12 protein-coding genes are annotated in these 15,192 nt (G+C 69.9%); 4 read left to right on the top strand and 8 right to left on the bottom strand.

Annotated features, from left to right (window positions below):
* Positions 1–2: 2 nt before the first annotated feature.
* From ACFTS5_RS18925 to ACFTS5_RS18910, 4 genes are all read right to left on the bottom strand, one after another.
* The gene (locus tag ACFTS5_RS18925) at positions 3–743 is read right to left on the bottom strand and encodes an ABC transporter ATP-binding protein (protein ID WP_378632513.1); all 741 of its coding nucleotides are present in this window, start codon (positions 741–743) and stop codon (positions 3–5) included.
* Positions 719–1,570 carry an ABC transporter permease gene (locus tag ACFTS5_RS18920; protein WP_378632510.1) on the bottom strand — a complete coding sequence of 284 codons (852 nt, stop codon included), beginning with the start codon at positions 1,568–1,570 and terminating at the stop codon, positions 719–721. The genes ACFTS5_RS18925 and ACFTS5_RS18920 overlap by 25 nt, the downstream gene beginning before the upstream one ends.
* The gene (locus tag ACFTS5_RS18915; protein ID WP_378632508.1) at positions 1,567–2,610 is read right to left on the bottom strand and encodes an ABC transporter substrate-binding protein; all 1,044 of its coding nucleotides are present in this window, start codon (positions 2,608–2,610) and stop codon (positions 1,567–1,569) included. Before ACFTS5_RS18915 ends, ACFTS5_RS18920 begins: the two co-directional genes overlap by 4 nt.
* A gap of 172 nt (positions 2,611–2,782) precedes the next feature.
* Entirely contained in the window at positions 2,783–3,910 is a 1,128-nt protein-coding gene (locus tag ACFTS5_RS18910; protein ID WP_378632505.1) for an ROK family protein, read from the bottom strand.
* 105 nt (positions 3,911–4,015) lie between these two features.
* Between ACFTS5_RS18910 and ACFTS5_RS18905 the strand changes: the two genes are divergently transcribed.
* Complete coding sequence (locus ACFTS5_RS18905; RefSeq protein WP_378632502.1) at positions 4,016–4,237, top strand: zinc ribbon domain-containing protein; 222 nt, start codon at positions 4,016–4,018, stop codon at positions 4,235–4,237.
* A gap of 36 nt (positions 4,238–4,273) precedes the next feature.
* Here the strand turns inward: ACFTS5_RS18905 and ACFTS5_RS18900 are convergent, their stop codons facing one another.
* From ACFTS5_RS18900 to ACFTS5_RS18885, 4 genes are read right to left on the bottom strand one after another with little or no spacing between them, the layout of a single operon-like run.
* Complete coding sequence (locus tag ACFTS5_RS18900; RefSeq protein ID WP_056813149.1) at positions 4,274–4,549, bottom strand: SelT/SelW/SelH family protein; 276 nt, start codon at positions 4,547–4,549, stop codon at positions 4,274–4,276.
* Positions 4,550–4,567: 18 nt separating this feature from the next.
* Positions 4,568–4,966: a YchJ family protein gene (locus ACFTS5_RS18895; protein ID WP_378633422.1), complete on the bottom strand. Its 399-nt coding sequence runs from the start codon at positions 4,964–4,966 to the stop codon at positions 4,568–4,570.
* A 60-nt stretch (positions 4,967–5,026) separates the two neighbouring features.
* Positions 5,027–5,452, bottom strand: a complete 426-nt coding sequence (locus ACFTS5_RS18890; RefSeq protein WP_170112314.1) for a hypothetical protein — start codon at positions 5,450–5,452, stop codon at positions 5,027–5,029.
* A gap of 49 nt (positions 5,453–5,501) precedes the next feature.
* Complete coding sequence (locus ACFTS5_RS18885) at positions 5,502–8,024, bottom strand: AAA family ATPase (protein WP_378632500.1); 2,523 nt, start codon at positions 8,022–8,024, stop codon at positions 5,502–5,504.
* A gap of 393 nt (positions 8,025–8,417) precedes the next feature.
* On the opposite strand from ACFTS5_RS18885, the gene ACFTS5_RS18880 reads away from it, so the two are divergent.
* The 3 genes from ACFTS5_RS18880 to ACFTS5_RS18870 are packed head-to-tail and all read left to right on the top strand — an operon-like array spanning position 8,418 to position 15,020.
* The gene (locus ACFTS5_RS18880; RefSeq protein ID WP_378632498.1) at positions 8,418–11,357 is read left to right on the top strand and encodes a DUF5691 domain-containing protein; all 2,940 of its coding nucleotides are present in this window, start codon (positions 8,418–8,420) and stop codon (positions 11,355–11,357) included.
* Positions 11,354–12,454: an AAA family ATPase gene (locus ACFTS5_RS18875; RefSeq protein ID WP_378632496.1), complete on the top strand. Its 1,101-nt coding sequence runs from the start codon at positions 11,354–11,356 to the stop codon at positions 12,452–12,454. Before ACFTS5_RS18880 ends, ACFTS5_RS18875 begins: the two co-directional genes overlap by 4 nt.
* A 49-nt stretch (positions 12,455–12,503) precedes the next feature.
* Positions 12,504–15,020 (top strand): DUF5682 family protein, encoded by a 2,517-nt coding sequence (locus ACFTS5_RS18870; RefSeq protein WP_378632495.1) that lies wholly within the window; start codon positions 12,504–12,506, stop codon positions 15,018–15,020.
* Positions 15,021–15,192 lie beyond the last annotated feature (172 nt).

Genomic DNA, 15,192 nt, shown 5'->3' with positions numbered 1-15,192 from the left:
TTTCAGGCCGCGGTCTCGGCAAGACCGAGTGCGGTGAGCAGAGTGCGGCGGATGCGCTGGAACGCGGGCTGGCTCGGATCACGCTCGCCGGACAGGTCGACCGGAATGTCCACCGCGAGCTTTCCGTCGTCGAGCACGATCACCCGGTCGGCCAGTGCGACAGCCTCGTCGACATCGTGGGTGACCAGCAGCACGGTCGGACGATGCCGGCTGATCAGGTCGCGCAGCAGAGCGTGCATCTTGATCCGGGTGAGCGCGTCGAGCGCGCCGAAGGGTTCGTCGGCCAGCAGCAGATCCGGTTCGCCGACCAAGGAACGGGCCAGCGAAACTCGTTGCTGCTCACCACCGGAGAGCTCTCTTGGCCAGGCGCGTTCGCGACCGGCCAGGCCGACCTCGGCCAGGACCTGCTCGCCGGCGGCGCGGCGCGTGCGCGGCTGCCCGTAGAGCACGTTCGGCAGCACCCGCTGCCAGGGCAACAGCCGTGAATCCTGGAACACCACCGAGGTTTTCGCCGGGATGCGCAGTGTGCCACCGCCGTCGACGTCGTAGTCCAGCCCGGCGAGCGCCCGCAGCAACGTGCTCTTGCCGGAGCCGCTGCGTCCGAGCAAGGCGACGAACTGGCCGGGTGCGATGGTCAGGTCGATCGAGTCGAGCACCGTGCGATCGCCGAATCTTCGCGTCAGCGAGCGGACTTCGACACCAGCGACCTTCGGCTCACTCACCCCGCGATAGTGCGTCGCCATGACAGCACCCTCCGTTCCACCAGGCGGATCGCCGAATCCGAGGCCAGGCCGAAGATGGCGTAGACGACCAAGCCGACCAGGATCACATCGGCCTGCCCGTAGTTCTGCGCGTTCGACATCATCTTGCCGAGACCGTCGATGGCGTTGACCGTCTCGACCACGATCAGTACCAGCCAGGCGCTGGTGACCGACATCCGCAGACCGAGGAAGAAGCCGGGCAGCGATCCGGGCAGCACCACGCTGCGAATGAACTCCGCGCGTGAAACACCCTGGACCTCGGAGAGTTCCACGAGCTTCTGGTCGATAGTGGTGAGCGAGGCGTGGGTCTGGATGTACATGTGCACGACCACACCCAGGGTGATGAGCACGAGCTTGAATTCCTCGCCGATACCGAGCCACAGGATCATCAGCGGAATCAGGCCGAGGGTGGGAATGGCCCGCTTGATCTGGACCGGGCCGTCGATGAGCGATTCACCCCACCGGGAAAGTCCCGCGATCACGGCGAGCGTGGTGCCGATGAGCACACCGAGGACCATGCCGATCAGCACCCGTTGCAGCGACACCCCCAGGTTGGCCAGCAGTGGCCCGTCGACCAGCAACTCCCAGCCGGTCGCCAGGACAGTCCACGGCGCTGACAGTTTGCGCGGGTCGATCAGTTCGAGCAGTGAGCCCGCCGCCCACGCTCCGACCACCAGGACCACGCCGAGCAGGCGGGCGGCGGGGAAGGCCTTGCGCAGTCCGAGCCGGCGCAGCGTGCGCCGCTCGACGAATCCGTCACCGGACGGTGCGGAAACCGGAATCGCGGTACGAGACAGGGCGATGGTCATTGCTGCCCCTTGGTGCGATACGGCGCCGCCACCGCGTCGAACGCGATCTTCTCGAATCGGCGGTCGAACAGTTCGCCGGCGGGGAAGGAATTACCGAAGAAGCCGGCTTTGGTCACCAGATCGATCGTCTCCTGTTCCCAGGCGATCGCCTCGTTCCAATTCTCCGGGAAATACGGCTTTTCCGTTGTGGCGACAATGCGTTTGCCGTCCTCGGCCGAGACCGTCTGATCCTTGACGTAGTAGGCGTCGATCCATTCCGTGGGATGCTCCCAGGCCCAGACTTCCCCGCGCGCCCAGAATTTCACGAATTGGGCGACGGCAGCGGCTTTGCTGTCGTCACGCAATACCGAGGTCGGCGCCCACAGCACGGTCAGCGCGTCGACGGCGGGAGTGTCGATCGCGGTGGCGCCGTCGACGCGATACTTGTCGAGATACTTGGTCAGGGTCGGTTCGCCGAACGGGGCGACATCGATTTCCTTGGCCTGCAGGGCAGTGAGGAACTTCGTGCTCGGCAGCTCCACGAGCTGCACCTCGTCGGTGCGGATGCCCACCGCCTTCAGCGTGCGCAACACCACCAGCCCCTGCGCCTGGCCCGGCGAGAAACCGATCTTCTTCCCGCGCAGCCCATCGAGGCCGGTAATGCTCGATCCGGGGGCGGTGGCCAGCTTGTACAGCGGGGTCGTCCGCACCTTGACACCGACGATCTTCGCGTCGAGACCGCTGGCGTGCGCGTGGATCGGCGGAATGCCCGCGTTGGTGGCCAGGTCCACCGACCCGCCACGGAAGGCCTGGATGACATCGGGACCGGCCTGCACGGCGGGCCACGACGACACCGTGAACCCGAGCTTGTTCAGTTCTCCCGACGCGGTCAGTGCCACTTTGGCGGTATTGGCCGCGACCGCGAGCGAGACCCCGGCGGGGACTTCGGTGGGCAGCGGATTCGTCAGCGCGGCGCCGCCCTCGTCGCCGGTGGCGCAGGAGACCGCGAGCAGCGAAGCCGCTGCGGCGAGAAGTGCTATTCGTCGAATATTTTTACGCAAGGTGATTTCCCGGATTTGATGGAAGAATTGTCGGCGACGGAATTCGAACCGCGACAACACAGCACATCCGACGTGACCCGGGCGACGCCGGACTGCATTTTGTTCATAGTGTCAACTGTCGCGGGTGACGCCGCTTTCGGTCAATATTCGACTGTCTTAAAATAACCACGAATCAAACTGCCTGCGCGACAACCGTGCTCAGTGGATCACTGAACAACTCCTGCAACACCACCCCGGCCGCCGCCATCACCAGCACCTGCCCGGGGAACGTCGACGCGAAGATCACCTCGGACGGGTCGGCGCCGATGGTCGAGTGGGCGCGCACCGCGTCGTCGTAGGCTTCGCGAACGCCGGGAACCGCGAACAAGCCGCGGTCGATCAGTACGAGCGCTTCCGGGTCGATCAGATCTATCAGTGCCGCGGCGACCTCGCCCATCGCCGTGGCACGCTCGATGAAGTACTCGCGTTCCGGGCCACCCGCCGCGGCCGCCGCCACCAACTCGGGGAAGCCGTCGAACCGGCCGATCGCTTCGGCACGCGCCAGCAACGCGTGGTCACCGAGGGCCTCGAGGGCGAATCTGTCGGTCGTGCCGAGCAATCGGGCGATCGAGCCCGCCCCGAAATGCGGCCCGCAGTGGACGCGGCCGTGCACGGCGATGGCGGCGTCGATGACATTGCCGACGAACAGCACGATCGAGCTCGCCGAGCCGCGCAACCGGCCGTAGAGCTGTTCGGCGTACACCGTCGCGCGGGTGTGGCTGTCCACACTGACCGGTAAACCTGTTCGGGCACTGAGATATTCGCGCACCGGCACATCACGCCAGCGCAGGTAGGAGTGTTCGACGACCGAACCGGTGGCGGTGTCGACACGGCCGCCGATCGCCACCCCGAGCCCGCGGATCCGCACCTGGTCGGCGAGGTCGGCCCCGACCGCGCGCACTCGCTCCAATACGGCGTCGAGGATGTCGTACGGAGCATGGGTGCGGTGGGGCACCTGCTCGCTGCGCAGCACCGCACCGGCGATGTCGACCACCGCGACGGTGATCTGCACCGCCGCGATATGCACCGCGATCACCACATTGCCGACCGCGTCCAGCGCGATCGGGCTGTGTGGCCTGCCCACGCCACCCGGCCCTGGTGACTCCGGCAGTTCGACGAGCAGTCCCGCCTCGACCAGCGCCCGGCTCTGCCAGGTGACCGTGGCCGGGGAAACCCCGGCGTGTCTGGCCACCACGCTGCGCGGTGCCGACCCGAGGTCGAGCACCGCCCGCAATACCGCCCCCGCGCTACTGTTCGCCATGCGCCACCTCGCCATCACCGCTGTTCGCTCACGGTACGGAGCGCAGCGGCCACGACGAAGCGTTCGGCGCAGCGTGATCGCAAGCATCGGCCTTACACTGGGCCGATGCCGAACTACAGCTTCCGGTGTCGCTCCTGTGGCGACACGTTCGACGTCAACCGGCCGATGGCGCAGTCCGCGGATCCGGCCACGTGCCCGGCCGGCCACGACGACACCGTCAAACTGCTCACCACCTTCGCGGCGGTGGGACGGGGCTCGGCGCCCGCCCCCGCACCTGCGCCACGTCCGGCGGGTGGCGGTTGCTGCGGTGGTGGCGGCTGCTGCTGATTCCGTCGATCGGAGTGCGCGGCCGCCGCTGCGACGTCAGTCGCGGCGGTCCGAGTGGCCGAGGTCGCGCTCGGGGGCGATCCGGTCGCGGACCCGCTGCTTGAGGACGGCGATGTCGGGAAAGCCGCCGTCGGCCTTGCGTTCCCAGAGCTGTTCGCCGTCCAGGGTGATGCGGAAGATGCCCCCCTGGCCGGGCACCAGCGCCACCTCGCCGAGCTCGGTGGCGAACGTGGTGAGCAATTCCTGCGCCATCCAGCTCGCGCGGAGCAGCCAGCGACATTGGGTGCAGTACTCGATCGCGATGCGTGGCACCTCAGCAGTATCCCTGGTTCACGCCTGGAAGGTACCGTCGAGATAGACCCACGCGCCGTCGACCCGGACGAAGGTGCTCAGCTCGTGCATCGCGTCGCGCGTGCCGTCGAGCTTGTAGTGGGCGATGAATTCGACGGTGCCGTTGTCGTCGAACGGGCCGCCGCGCTGGGTGCCGACGATCTCCAGGAACAGCCAGCGCTGGTCCGCGTCGAGTTCGAGGTCGGCGGGGCGGGTGCTGGGATGCCAGGAGCGCAGCAGATAGTCCACGTCACCTACTACGTAGGCGGTGTAGCGCGAGCGCATCAGCGTTTCCGCGGTCGGCGCGGGCTTGTCCCCGGCCAGGATCGGTCCACAGCAGGCATCGAACGGCTCGCCACGGCGGCACGGACACGGTTTCACTTCACCCATGCCGCACATCCTGCCGGACCTCGCGGTCACACCGCGCACCCCAGGTCCACCATGGCCACCCTTCGCCGATCACCCGAACGGCTGGTGGGCAAGGGGCGCGAGCTCCAGCGCTCGCGCCAGCTCAGCGGTCTGATCCCGCCAACGCCGCAGATCGGTGACACTCGGCGCCATCTCGTAGTCGAGATGATGCGCCGCCCGTGACAGCGCCGCCCACAACGCACCGACCTGACCAGCCGTCTCCGGCCCCGCGTACACCCGCAACGCGAGCAGCTGCGCCCGCATCGGACACCGCATCAGCTCCGGCGCCACCTGCGCCCACAGCTGGTCCACCGCCTGCTCGAGCGCCAACCGCAGGATCCACGCCACCGCCCGCGACCACACCCCACCGGCATCCGACACCGATCCGTCCAGCAAATTCTCGGCCGCTTCCAGCCGCTGCGCCACCGACGGCCTCGGGCTGAACTTCGCGCGCGCGGGCCTGCCACGGCGATTCACGTCGACCTCACCGCACCGGCGAGGCCACGCGGCGGTGCGGCCGCGCCGCTCATGTTCGCACCGCGTTCGGCTCGTGGGCGCGCAGCCACGTGATGAATCGTTCGGTGTCACTGATCAATTCACGCATCGGACGATCGATCGGCACGTGCGCCCCCGCGGTGGCATCGCGCAGGACGCCGACGAGCCAGCGTCCGCCGACCGCGCTGAGATGCTTGTTCAGGTCGTCCACGCGGGCGCCGACACCCATGATGGCGAGGGTGATCATGGCGCGGGTGGTGTGGGCGTTGCGCACGCGCCGCTCCACTTCCCCGTGCGCCAGACCGGTCGCCAGCAGTTCCTGACGGGCCTTCGCCAGGCCCGCCGCCTCGATCGCCGAACGGCAGCAGGTCGCGACGAGTTCATCGGCGATGGCGGCGGGCAGTTGCGGTGTGCGGAGCAGGGATCGGGCGTCGTCGAGATAGCGGCGAACCGGGTCGCCCGTCACCCGCACCTCGACGATCGAACGCTCGCGACGCTGTACCTCGAGCACCGTCGCGTCGAGCTGCATGCGGCGGACCGCCTCGGCGAGGCGCTCGTCATGGGTGAACACCACCACCTGCCGCGACGCCGCCACCTCGGCGAGCACCCTGGCCAGCCCGTCCACCTTCGCGGGATCCATCGCCTGCACCGGGTCGTCGATCATGACGAACCGGAAAGGGCTGTGCGCCACCGTGGCTCGCGGCAGGAACAGCGACAGTCCGAGCGCGTGCAGCTCCCCCTGGCTCATCACGCCGAGCGCCGCGCCGTCCACCTCGTCGACGGTCACATCGAGCAGCACCCGCCGCGCCGTGCCCGCACTGCCCTGCAAACGAATCGCCCCGAGCTCGACATTGCTCTGCTGGCGCAGGGTGCTCCACACCCAGCGTGCCGTGGTCTCCAGCGGCCGCATCCGCTCCCCACGGATCGTCGCCGTGGCCGCCTTGAGCCAGTCGGCTGCCTTCTTCACCACCCGCAGCTCGCTCGCGTGGTCGGCGACGGCGCGGGCGGGGTCGAGCCACGCGAGAACGCGCGGGACCAACGGCGACCACACCGCATCCAGACGGTCCAGTTCGGTGCGCGTATCCCGTTGCAGTGCGGCGAGTTCCGCGGTGAGGTCGGCGTGCATCGTGCGCAGTCGATCCGGGAGCTGGTCTTCGTAGTCGGCTGTCGCGAGCGCGGCCCACTCCGACCACAGCTGTCCGACGATGTCGCGCTGTTTCCGCAACGAGTCCGACGTGCCGTACGGCGCGGGCGCATCCACCCGACGCCCCGCCGGATCGGACGTCGATACCGTGAGACCCACTGCGCGGGTACCGGCTGCGATCGCCGAACCGAACTCGATCGGCAGGTCTGAGGGAAGGTTGCGGGCCGCTGTCAGAGCCGTGTCGAATTCCGCCGTGGCCGCCTGAAGGGCCGCGAGTTCCGCAGTGCGGTGGGCGATTTCGGTATCGGCGGCGGCGAGCCAGTCGGCGTCGAGTTCGTCGCGTCCACAGACCGGACAGGGGCACGAACCCGCCGTCGAGACGTGTTCGCGCGCCCGCGTGAGCAATTCGAGCACTCGCAGATCGGCTTCGGTATCGACCGTCTCGTGGCGCGCCACATTCCGGGCCGCTTCGGCGAGTCGATCGGTGGTGGCGGCAACCCGCGCGACATCGGGCAACGACAGGCGCAGGATCGCGCGCAAACCCTCCGGCCCGTCGATGCCGAGGACCGAACCGGCCACCGCGCCCGCCACCGCGTCGAGATCGGGGTCCGGCGTGCGCAGCAGGTCGGCCACGGCACGGGCACGTTCGTCATCGGCCTCGGCCAGCTCGACCAGCAGGTCGGCGCGGGACTGGCGCGAATCCTTCACCGCGCGTTCGAGTTCCAGCTTGCGCAACCGGATCTGTTCGGCCGCGGCGGCCAGCTCGTCCAGGCCGAGCAGGCGATGCAGCGCGTCGAACAGGTCGCTCGGCTTCCCGTCGACGAGCGCGCCGAGCTCGCTGTAGGACAGGAACGGCCGGTACAGATCGAGCCGCCGGCGCCGTCCGTGCGGGTCGACCGAGGCCGCCGGTTCGGATCCACGCCGCTCGGTCCACCGCGCGTCGGCCAGGTCCGCACTCGGGTCCCAGCTGGTCGCGACCGAGAGCGCGGGGTCATCGCCCGCCGTGAGCAGCTCGACGTCGATCCGGGCGGTCTCGGGTTCGTGCAGGTTGCGCCACCCCTCGCGCCAGGCGGTCGAGCGGCCGTCCCAGCGTCGATTCCCGCCGGTCAGGGCGAATTCCGCGGCCTCGGCGAAACTCGATTTCCCGCTGCCGTTGCGACCGACCACCAGCGTCAGGCCAGGCCCCGGATTCAACCGCAGCGTCGCCGCGGGCCCGATTCCCCGGAAACCCTGCACGGTGATCGACCGCAGAAAGACCCCGGTATCGCCGGAATCCGTTGCGGCCGAGTCACCGTCGACAGCTGTGAGCGCGGCGAGCACGCAATCGGCGACCCGTTCCTCCACTGCCGGGTCGGCGGCGAGCTCGCGCGCGACCACCTCGGCGATCCGATCCGAGCACACTTGCGACATCCCCCTTCGCGTCGGCGCGCAACGCGGCGATCCTGGTTGAAACGCTACCCGATCGCCGGATGTTCGCCCAGGGGATGCGCAGGGCCCTCAGCGAATCTGCCCGCGGGAGTGGAATGGCCATCGCGGCGCCACGGCGGGCCCTCGATGTCCACCCCTCGCCCACCCCGGCGGGCAGCTCGATGAGGTGTTCACACCCGCGTTACGCTGCGTCGAGCAGCGCGGGCGGTCCGGGCGGTGCCGAACAGGTCAGAATGCCAGAGATCGCGACCCACGGCAAGAGCTGGAGCACGAATTTGCCGCGGCACCAGTGTTTTCCGAGCGCTACGCCGCCGGGTCCGCCAGTTGTCGGTGGGTTGCGGTAGATATTCGGCGAACACGAGAACGGGGGAACCGATGACCGAGCAACGCACGCCGTGGACCGAGGACCAGGTCCGCGCGCTCGCGCCCGATGCGAGCTCACTGGCTGCCGCACGCAAGCTGGCCGGTCGCTGGCGCGAGACCGGCACCGCGGGCAATGCGGTGTGGGGGCTGTGTCAGGGCAGTGGCGCCAAGCCGTATCAGGCGATCGTCGACCTGGACGGGCCCGCGTACAAGTGCTCGTGCCCCAGCCGCAAGTTCCCGTGTAAGCACACGCTGTCGCTGTTGCTCACGTGGTCGGGTGGCCGGACTCCCGTCCGGGAGGAGCCCGCCGACTTCGCGGCCGAGTGGCTGGCCGGGCGGGCCGCGAAGGCCGCCGCGCCGCCGAAGACCAAGGCCGCGAGCACGCCGTCGCAGGCCACCGTCGAGCAGCGGCGGGCGCGGGTATCCGCCGGGCTCACCGAACTGGAGGTCTGGCTCACCGACCAGATCCGGACCGGGCTCGCCCAGACCGACCGTTCGTACGCTGCCTACGAGGCGATCGCGGCACGGATGGTCGATGCCCAGGCGCCCCGCATCGCCGAGGCCCTGCGCAGGCTGCCCACCGCGGTCGTCACCACCGAACACTGGCCCGAACTGCTGTTGCGCGAGTACGCCCGCCTGCACCTGCTGGTGCTGGCCCATCGCAGACTCGACGCCCTCCCCGAGCCGCTGCGGGCGGGGATCCGCACCCATGTCGGCTACCCGACGTCGGCCGAGTCGGTGCTGAACGAGCCCGCGGTGCGGGATCGCTGGCTGGTGCTCGGCATGCGGACGAGCGAGGAGGAGCGGCTGCACACGCGCCGCACCTGGCTGCGCGGTCGCGGTAGCGGACGGTGGGCCCTGCTCATCGAACATTCCTTCGCCACCCCGAATTTCACCGGCGAGGTGCCTGCGCCCGGCAACGAAGTGGACGCCGAACTGCACTATTACCCCGGCGCGGCGTCCCTGCGCGCGCAGTGGGGCACCCGCCACGGCACACCCGAACCCTTCACCACCGTCCCCGCTGTCGGCGGCACCACGATCGACGACGCGCTCGACGCCTACGCGGGCGCGTTGAGTGCGGATCCGTGGCTGCGTTCCTGGCCCGCGCTGCTCACCGATGTCGTCCCGGTGCTCGACGAGAACGGCTGGCAACTCGTCGCATCCGACGGCACCGCGCTACCGCTGCCCGCGGGCGTGCGCCCGTGGCGACTGATCGCGGTCGCGGGTGGTCATCCGGTGACGGTGTGCGGCGAGTGGCGAGCCGACGGCTTCGACCCGATCTCGGTGTTGTGCGCCGGCGAGGTGAGCGACCTGGAGACCGAGTTCCCCACCGAAACCACCCCGACCCCCGCGCTGGCCGAGCTCGTCTCGGTGGCGCTGCTCGGCACCGCCCGGCGCAGCGCCGACGGTGTGCACCTCGACTCCGCGGTCGCCGCCGCCGTCCCACAGCACGCGGGCGAACCGGCCACCCGGCTGCTCCACACCGCCGCGCTGCAAGACCTGTACCTGCGCGGCGGGCAACTCCCCCGTACCGCGGCGAAACCCGAACCCGCCGTCGATGATCCGCGCCCGCTTCTCCCGCGCCCCGCCGCCGACCGCCTCAGCCGCCTCCTCGCGGACAAATCCCCGTTCCTGACCGAATGGTTCACTGCGGCAACACCATTCGATTTCCGCCTGCCCGATGTGCTGTGTGTCCAGGCGCTCTCGGCTGCCTCCGACACCACCCTGCGTGCGCCGCTGCTCCGACTGGCCGGCCGCCGCGGACGCTGGCTCGCCGCCCGCAACCCGGCCTGGGCGAAACTGGTCGACGAGTTCCCTGCCGACGCTGCCACATCGTCGGCGGATGAGGCGGCCGATGCCGATTCGGGCACGACTGCCGGCTCGGGCTCCGGTACGGAGCCGGGAGCGCACGCAGCGCACGACGTCTGGTTGTTCGGCACATCCGGCGAGCGAAAGGACTGGTTCGCGCGTACTCGCCGGGCCGATCCGGCCGCGGCACTGGCCGTGTTGACAGCTGCGTGGCCGAAGGAGTCGGGGCCGGTGAAGGCGGAGCTGCTGGGACTGCTCGCCGACGGGCTGAGTTCGGCCGACGAAGCCCTGCTCGAGCGGGCCCTCGACGACCGGCGCGGTGATGTCCGGCGCACCGCCACGACGCTGCTGAACAAGCTCCCGGATGCCGCTTTCGGGCGGCGGATGGCAGCGCTCGTGGCGTCGTGGATCCGGGTCGAGGAAGACGGGACGGTAGACGTACGAGTACCCGCGGAGCTCGACGCGCAGGCCCGGCGCGACGGCATCACCGATGCGACCGATCAAGCGAAATTGCGCTGGGACACCCCTGATTCGACGATCACGACGCTGCACCAGGCGATCGCCGCGACTCCGCTCACCGCATGGTCCTCGATCGTACGGGCCACCGGCGAGCACACTCCCACCACCGCGCTGACCCTGTCGCTGCCACCTCGCTACGCCAAGGCGATCGTGGACGGCTGGGTCGACGCCACGCTCGCCCAGCACGACACCGCGTGGGCCCGGGCGCTGTTCGCCCACGCGACCCCGACCGAGCAGGCCGTGCTGCGGCGTCGGGAACTGTTCACCCTGCTCGATGCCGCCGACCGGATCGAGCACGTGCTCGACCTCGACGCCCACCAGCTCAACGAACTACACGCGATCCTGCCCGGCCTCGATCACCCGTGGCCGGAACCCGTCGCCGACCACGTGCTGCGTCTGCTCGGCGAGCGCGCCCGCACCACCGCACGGCAGCCGCACGCCAGTGCGGGCGTGTACACCGACCGGGCGCTGCTCACGGCCGCGAGCGTGCACCTGCCTGCCGAACTCGCGACGCGCGTCAGCGCGCTCGCCGACACCACCGACGATCCCGCCTGGCAACAGGCATTCCACCGACTCGCCCACGATCTCACCGATCGTGCCACCATGCTCGAGGAGCTGCGTTGACCACCATCGAACCCTCCACCACCCTGCTGCGTCCCCACGCCGAACAGGCCTTCGCCGACGAGCTGGCCGCCCTGGACCGCGTCGACGATCGCGTGCGCCCGCCGTCCTGGAAACTGTCGCCGTGGGCCGTGGTCACCTACATTCTCGGCGGCACCCTCGACGACGGCACCGTGATCACGCCCAAATATGTCGGCCCGCGCCGGCTGATGGAGGTCGCGGTCGCCACCCTCGCCACCGACCGCGCCCTGCTGCTCCTCGGCGTTCCCGGCACCGCGAAAACATGGGTTTCCGAACATCTTTCGGCCGCCATCAGCGGCGAGTCGACCCTGCTCGTGCAGGGCACCTCCGGCACCGCCGAGGAAGCGATCCGCTACGGCTGGAACTACGCCCGGCTGCTCGCCGAGGGGCCAAGCGACGCCGCTCTGGTCGCGTCACCGGTGATGACCGCCATGCGCACCGGCGCCATCGCACGCATCGAGGAGCTCACCCGCATCCCCTCCGATGTGCAGGACGCGCTGATCACCATCCTGTCCGAAAAGACCCTGCCGGTGCCCGAACTCGGCGGGGAAGTACAGGCGGCCAAGGGTTTCAACGTCATCGCCACCGCCAACGATCGCGACCGCGGCGTCAACGATCTCTCCTCTGCCCTGCGGCGCCGCTTCAACACCGTGGTGCTGCCGCTGCCCGCCGACGAGGATTCCGAGGTCGCCATCGTGAGCCGTCGCGTCGAACAGCTCGGCGCCGCACTGGAATTGCCCACCGTTCCCGCCGCCGCCGAGGAAGTCCGCCGCGTCGTACGGGTCTTCCGCGAACTGCGCTCCGGCATCACCGCCGACGGCCGCACCAAGCTCAAATCCCCCTCGGGCACCCTGTCCACCGCCGAGGCGATCTCGGTGATCACCAACGGCCTCGCGCTGTCCGCCCACTTCGGCGACGGCGTGCTGCGCGCCTCCGACATCGCGGGCGCCGTTCTCGGCTCGGTGATCAAGGACCCGGTGGCCGACACCGTGATCTGGACCGAATACCTCGAGGCCGTCGTGCGGGAACGCCCCGACTGGGCCGACTTCTACCGGGCCTGCCGCGAGATCGCCGGCTGAGAAACGCCCGAAGGGGAGGACGGAACACACACCACACATGGGGTTTTCGATGAGTCAACGCAACAAGGCGACCCACCCGGCCACCGGTGACGCCACACCGGGCGATCCGGCGAGCGATGCCGATATCCGCGAGAGCTCCGGCTCGGACGCAGGCGCGGCGAGCGATCCGCTGGTCGACGCGGCGGCGGTGACGCGGGTGTTCGGCATCCGTCACCACGGACCCGGATCGGCGCGCTCGCTGCGCCACGCCCTCGAGGAGTTCCGGCCCGACGCCATTCTCATCGAAGGCCCCGCCGACGCGGATCCGCTGGTCGGGTTCGTCGCCGCCGACACGATGGCCCCACCGGTCGCGTTGCTCGCCTACGTCCCGGATTCGCCTGCTCACGCGGCATTCTGGCCGTTCGCCGTGTTCTCTCCTGAGTGGCAGGCCATGCGCTACGGCGTCGAGCACGCCGTCCCGGTCCGCTTCTGCGACCTCCCCGCCACCAACGTCCTCGCCGCCGACGACGACGCCCGTGGCGGCGGCTCCGACCCGCTGGCCGCCCTGGCCTCGGCCGCGGGCTACGACGACGCCGAACGCTGGTGGGACGCGGTCGTCGAATCCGTTCCCGACAGTGCGGCTTTCGACGCCATCACCGAGGCGATGACCGCCCTGCGCGAGGATGCCCTGCACGCCGCGACTGGGATCACGCCACCCACTGCGGACGCTGCACCGCCGCTCAGCGCGTCGGCGCCGACCGACACCGAAGTCCCCGACCCGGTGACAACTTCACCACTCGACGCTCCTGAGCTGCTGGAGAAGCCTTCGGCAGCGAACGGATTCGAGTCCCCGGCGGCCGCGGATCGACATGACCCCGCGACGGCGCCACTGATCGTCGACCAGCACACTCTGGTCCGCGAGGCGCATATGCGGCAGGTGATGCGGCAGGTCCTCAAGGGCGGTGCGAAGCGGTTGGCGGTGGTGTGTGGTGCCTGGCACGCGCCCGCGTTGGTCGAACCGCTCGGTCCCGCCGCACCGGATATGCGACTGCTCAAGGGGTTGCCGAAGACGAAGGCCGCGTTGACCTGGGTGCCGTGGACGCATTCGCGGTTGGCGGCCGGGTCCGGCTACGGGGCAGGCGTCACCTCGCCCGGCTGGTATCACCACCTGTTCACCGAGACCGAGCGGCCGGTGGCGCGCTGGCTGACCAAGGTCGCCGGGGTGTTGCGCTCGCACGATCTGCCGGTGTCGAGTGCGCACATCATCGAGGCGGTGCGGCTGGCGGACACCCTCGCCGCGTTGCGCGGCAGGCCGCTGCCGGGATTGTCCGAGGTCACCGAGGCTGTGCGGTCGGTGATGTGCGGTGGCGACGAGACCATGCTGCGACTGGTGGTCGACGAACTCGTCGTCGGCGAGACGCTCGGCGGTGTCCCGGAGGACACTCCGACGGTTCCCTTGGCCGCCGATCTGCGGGCGCGCTGTAAAACCCTGCGGCTCAAGCAGGAAGCGCTCGCCCGAAATGTCGACCTCGACCTGCGCAAGGAACGCGACGTCGAGCGTTCACACCTGCTGCACCGCCTGCGCCTGCTCGGGATCGGCTGGGGCACCCCGACCACCGGCGAAGTCCGCAGTACCGGCACCTTCCGTGAGACGTGGACGCTGCGCTGGGAACCGGAATTCGAAGTCCGCATCGTCGAAGCGGCGGTATGGGGAACAACCCTGCGCACCGCCGCCGAGACGAAGATCCTCGACACCGCGAGCCGCGACGACGTCACCGTCACCGCCCTCGCCGACGCACTGGAAATGGCCCTGCTCGCCGACCTCGGCGGCGCCACCGAAGGGTTGATCACCAGGCTCGAGGCCGCCGCCGCCCTCGACCACGATGTCACCCACCTGCTCGGCGCCCTCCCCGGCCTGACCCGCACCCTGCGCTACGGCGATGTCCGAGGCACCGACACCAAGGCCCTGGCCCACGTCGCCGACGGGCTGCTGGTGCGGATCTGCGCGGGCCTGCCCGGTGCCGTCACCGGCCTCGACACCGATGCCGCCCAGGCCCTGCGCGCCCAGATCGACGCCGCGCACACCGCCATCAGCACCCGCGACGACGAGCACGCCACCACCGAATGGCTGACCACCCTGCAACGCATCGCCGACCGCGACGACGTGCACGGCGCGATCGGCGGCCGCGCGGTGCGCCTGCTGTGCGACGCCGAACGCATCGACGACGCCGACTCCGCCCGCCGACTGGCCGCCGCCCTGTCCGTCGGCAACACCCCCGCCGCCAAGGCCGCCTGGATCGACGGCTTCCTCGGCGGCCGCGGACTGCTCCTGGTCCATGACCGAGAGCTGTTGCGCCGCATCGACGAATGGCTCCGCGACCTCAACGAAGACCAGTTCGTCGCCACCCTTCCCCTGCTGCGCCGCACCTTCGGGTCCTTCGAATCCGGCGAACGCCGAGCCATCAGCCAGGCCCTGCGAGACACCGGATCGGCACCGACCACCTCCGACGGCCGCACCGCGGTCGATCCGATCCGCGGGCAGCTGGCGCTGCGCGCAGCGACCGCGATCCTGGGGGCCGCTGGGTGACCCACCTCCGCAGACGTCTGACGCCGAAGCAGCGGCCGGGCCGGGCCCGACATCGGATCCACCGGTCGCCGCGCGAGGATCGCGCACCGCGAATCGCGTGCGGCGCGATCGTCACGGTGGCCGCGCCCGACACCCACGCGACACCGCGTCCCGCTCTCCCGCTCGACCACCA

Origin of the sequence: Nocardia sp. NPDC056952 (assembly GCF_042674185.1) — a bacterium.
GTDB lineage: Bacteria > Actinomycetota > Actinomycetes > Mycobacteriales > Mycobacteriaceae > Nocardia.
The sequence above is the reverse complement of the archived record's forward strand: the minus strand, read 5'-3'. Positions and strand labels throughout refer to the sequence as shown.